Origin of the sequence: Geodermatophilus chilensis (assembly GCF_002802985.1) — a bacterium.
Classification (GTDB): domain Bacteria; phylum Actinomycetota; class Actinomycetes; order Mycobacteriales; family Geodermatophilaceae; genus Geodermatophilus; species Geodermatophilus chilensis.
In genome coordinates this window covers 1-3,624 of record NZ_NVPT01000279.1, presented here as the reverse complement: position 1 = coordinate 3,624, position 3,624 = coordinate 1, and the positions used below count along the sequence as shown (strand labels likewise).

The 3,624-nt window shown below is 71.3% G+C and carries 2 protein-coding genes; both read left to right on the top strand.

The annotated features are described in order from the left end of the window. Positions 1 to 1,195: 1,195 nt before the first annotated feature. On the top strand, positions 1,196 to 2,392 hold the full coding sequence (locus CNO22_RS26180) for a Gfo/Idh/MocA family protein (RefSeq protein ID WP_198588623.1): 1,197 nt from the start codon (positions 1,196 to 1,198) through the stop codon (positions 2,390 to 2,392). 4 nt (positions 2,393 to 2,396) lie between these two features. Further along, entirely contained in the window at positions 2,397 to 3,509 is a 1,113-nt protein-coding gene (locus CNO22_RS26175) for a DegT/DnrJ/EryC1/StrS family aminotransferase (RefSeq protein WP_100502167.1), read from the top strand. The last annotated feature ends 115 nt before the right edge of the window (positions 3,510 to 3,624 follow it).

Sequence of the window (3,624 nt, the reverse complement as noted above, 5' to 3'; positions counted from 1 at the left end):
TGTAGTGGACAGCAGTGAGGTAGAGTAGCGGCTGCAGTGGAGTGAGTGTAGGGTAGCTAGGTGTAGAGATAGATTAGAAGCGTGTTGTATAACAATCAATTGGGGGATAGAGTCAGAGGCGTACGAGAGGGCACTGCAGCAGGATCAGATCTGTGTCAACGACCGCAGCACCCCAGCGCCCGCCCGCCGCCGGCCCGGTCACGGCCGAGGCGGCGGCTGCGCCGGCCGTCAACCTCGCGCGGGCGACAAGGACCGTCGGCGTCGAGCCCCTGGCCGGTCCGCCGCCCACCGAGACAACGCCCGATCTGGGTTCCGCGTCTGCTCCAGTCGCGGCACCTCCGGCGTGGACAGGGCCGTCCTCGGCAGGGGCTGTCTCGGAGACGCAGCCGTCCGCGGCCGCGGCTCGGCAGCAACCCGCCGCTCCCGGTCCTCCCCCCGCGTCTCGCTGGGAGGCGCCGGCTCCCGGCCCGGCCGCCACGCCCCAAGAGGAGTCGGGGACCGGCAGCGCCGATCCCTACCCCGGCACCGCGACGCCGCCCAGTGCCGGCACGGACGCCACGACGCCGAGCCCATCGAGGGCTGTCGCCCTGGAGCCGGCCCGTCCTGCCGCGGCAGTGACCACGGTGGTCCCGGCCACGTCCTCCGGAGACCTTCCCACAGTCGGTACCCGGGTCCCGTGGCCCGCGGGCGAGACGGGGCAGGCGTCCACCTCCTCGTTCCGTGCGTCCGACGACCACGACGGCCGGGTGAGCCGGGGCGCGCTCGGCGCCCCGGCGGCTGTCTTGGCTCCCGAGCTGCCGACGGAGCCGTCCCCCGTGTCGCTCCTGCGTCTGCCGGCTCCCGTGCCCGCGCCCGTGCCGCCAGCGCCGACCGGGGGGTCGGCCAGCGGGACTTCGGCCTGCCATTCCGGCAGCTACCACCAGACGGGTCTGGACCTCGCGGTCCTCGGCCCCGCTATCGCGATGCTGCTTCCCCAGGACCCATCGGGTTGCAGCGTCGTCGTCGACGACCGGGTCCTCCGTCGGGCCGACGACCCGGGGGCCAGCCCCGACTGAGCCAGGATCCGGCGAGCTCAGCCGCCGAGGTGTCCACGCCGCGTCCCGCCGGTCCCCTGGCTCCGTCAGGCGGATCCCCGCCCCTTTCCCAGCCCGCTCCCGCGCCCCCGTCCAGCGCACCCAGCTCCCGAGGAAGACAGATGAGGCAAGCACCGCACTCCCCTGCAGGTGAGACCGACAGGAAGGTCACCGTCCTCACCTCCAACCGCGCGATGGAACACCCGGTGGGGTCCCACACGTACCGTGACCGCATCGCCGTCGTCGGTTACGGCTACTGGGGCTCCAAGCACGTCCGAGTCCTCAGCAGCACCCCAGGCGTCGACGTCACCATCGTCGACGGCCGGCCGGCCCGCCTGTCGGAGGCGGCCGCCCACTACCCCATGGCCAGGCTGGCAACCCGGCTGGACGACGTCCTGCACGACATCGATGCGGTGGTGATCGCCACGCCGCCCGGCACTCACGCCGCCATCGCGCACCGGGCCCTCGAGTCCGAAAAGCACGTCCTCGTGGAGAAGCCCCTCGCCACCTCCGTCGAGGACGCGGAGCTCCTGGTCAAGACGGCGGCCCGCTGCGGGGTCCAGCTCATGGTCGGGCACACGTTCGAGTACAACGCCGCCGTCTGGAAGCTCCGGGAGCTCGTTCGGTCCGGAGCGTTGGGGCGGATCCTCTACGTCGACACGGCCAGGCTGAGCCTGGGCCGGTACCAGAGCGACGTGAACGTGATCTGGGACCTGGCTCCGCACGACATCTCGATCGTGTCCTACATCCTCGACGAGATGCCCTCCTGCGCGACCGTGTGGGCGCACAGCCACATCAGCCGGCAGCACGCCGACGTCGCCTACCTCCGCTTCGACTTCCCGCGGTCGCAGACCCGGGCCTACGTGCACGTCAGTTGGCTGACACCGAACAAGGTCCGGCAGGTCACCGTGGTGGGCGAGCAGAAGATGGCCGTGTACGACGACATGTCCGACAACGAGCGGATCCGGATCTACGACATCGGCGTCGACGTGCAGGACATCGACGCCCCGGTGGAGGCGCACGCCCTGCCGGTGTCCTACCGGACCGGCGACATCGTGTCCCCGTACATCCCGTTCCAGGAGCCGCTCCTGGTCCAGGACCACCACTTCATCGAGTGCATCCGGACGGGTTCGCCCCCGGACACCCCGGGCGAACGGGGGCTCGAGGTGGTCCGCGTGCTGGCCGCCACGGATCAGCTGGCCGACGTCGCTGGTGAGGACGTGGTCGCCGGAGCGGACGTGTCGACGGATCTGGCCGGCACGGGGTCCGTCCCCGTCCCGCCGGCGGTCAACGGTCACCGGATCTTCCACTCGCGGTGACCGGATGCTGACCACCACGTCGATCCCGTTCCTCGACGTCCGCGGCATCACCGACCTCGTCCGCGAGGACCTGGACCTGTGCTGGGAGCGGGTCCTCGCGGATGGGCGCTTCATCGGAGGACCGGAGGTCGAGACCTTCGAGGCACGGTTCGCGGAGTACTGCGGGACCGAACACTGCGTCGGCGTGGCCAACGGGACGGACGCGTTGGAGCTGATCCTGGCCGCGCTCGACATCGGCCCGGGCGACGAGGTCATCGTCCCGGCGAACACCTTCGTCGCCACCGTCGAGGCCGTGTGCGCCGTGGGGGCGCGTCCGCGGTTCGTGGACGTGCGAGCGGACACCCTGGAGGTCGACCCGGATGCCGTCGCCGCGGCCATCGGCCCGCGGACGGCGGCGGTCATGGCCGTGCACCTCTTCGGCCAGATGGTCGACCTCGACCGCCTCGTCCCGTTGGTGCGTCGGCACGGCATCGCGCTCGTCGAAGACGCCGCCCAGGCGCACGGAGCCCGCTTCGGCGGACGTCGGGCCGGGAGCGTCGGCGTCGCCGCCGCCTTCAGCTTCTACCCGGGCAAGAACCTGGGAGCGCTGGGGGACGGCGGCGCCGTCGTCTCCGACGACGCGGCACTGGTCACGAGGATCCGACAACTGGCCAACCACGGCCGCGCCAACCAGGGCCACCACCTCCACGAGCTGCGTGGCCGGAACAGCCGGTTGGACACGCTCCAGGCTGCGCTCCTGACCGCCAAGCTGCGCCGCCTCGACGAGGACAACGCACGCAGGCGGTCGCTGATGCAGCGCTACCGGGAGCGTCTACCGGTTGGCTGCGTATCGGTCGCCCAGCACCCGCGGGCAGAGTCGGTGCACCACCTCGCCGTCGTCCAGGTGCCCGATCGTGCGGCGGCCACCGCGGCGCTGGACGCCGCCGGCATCGGGTGGGGTCTGCACTACCCGGTGCCGTGCCACCGCCAGCCGGCCTTCGCGGAGTTCGCCGAGGACAGACTGCCGGTCACGGAGAACGCGGCTGAGCGCATCTTGTCGCTGCCCATGTCCCCGACCCTGACCGTCGCGCAGGTCGACCGGGTGAGCGACGTGCTCTCACGGGCAGCAGGGCCATGACCTCCCACGTCCCCTCAGCTTGTCGTTTAACCCCTCGGCCACTGGGATGACAGAGCTGTGATTCTGGGGCTGGCATGGGGGCGGCCACCGCTGGATCCTTCGGAGTTGCGAAGCC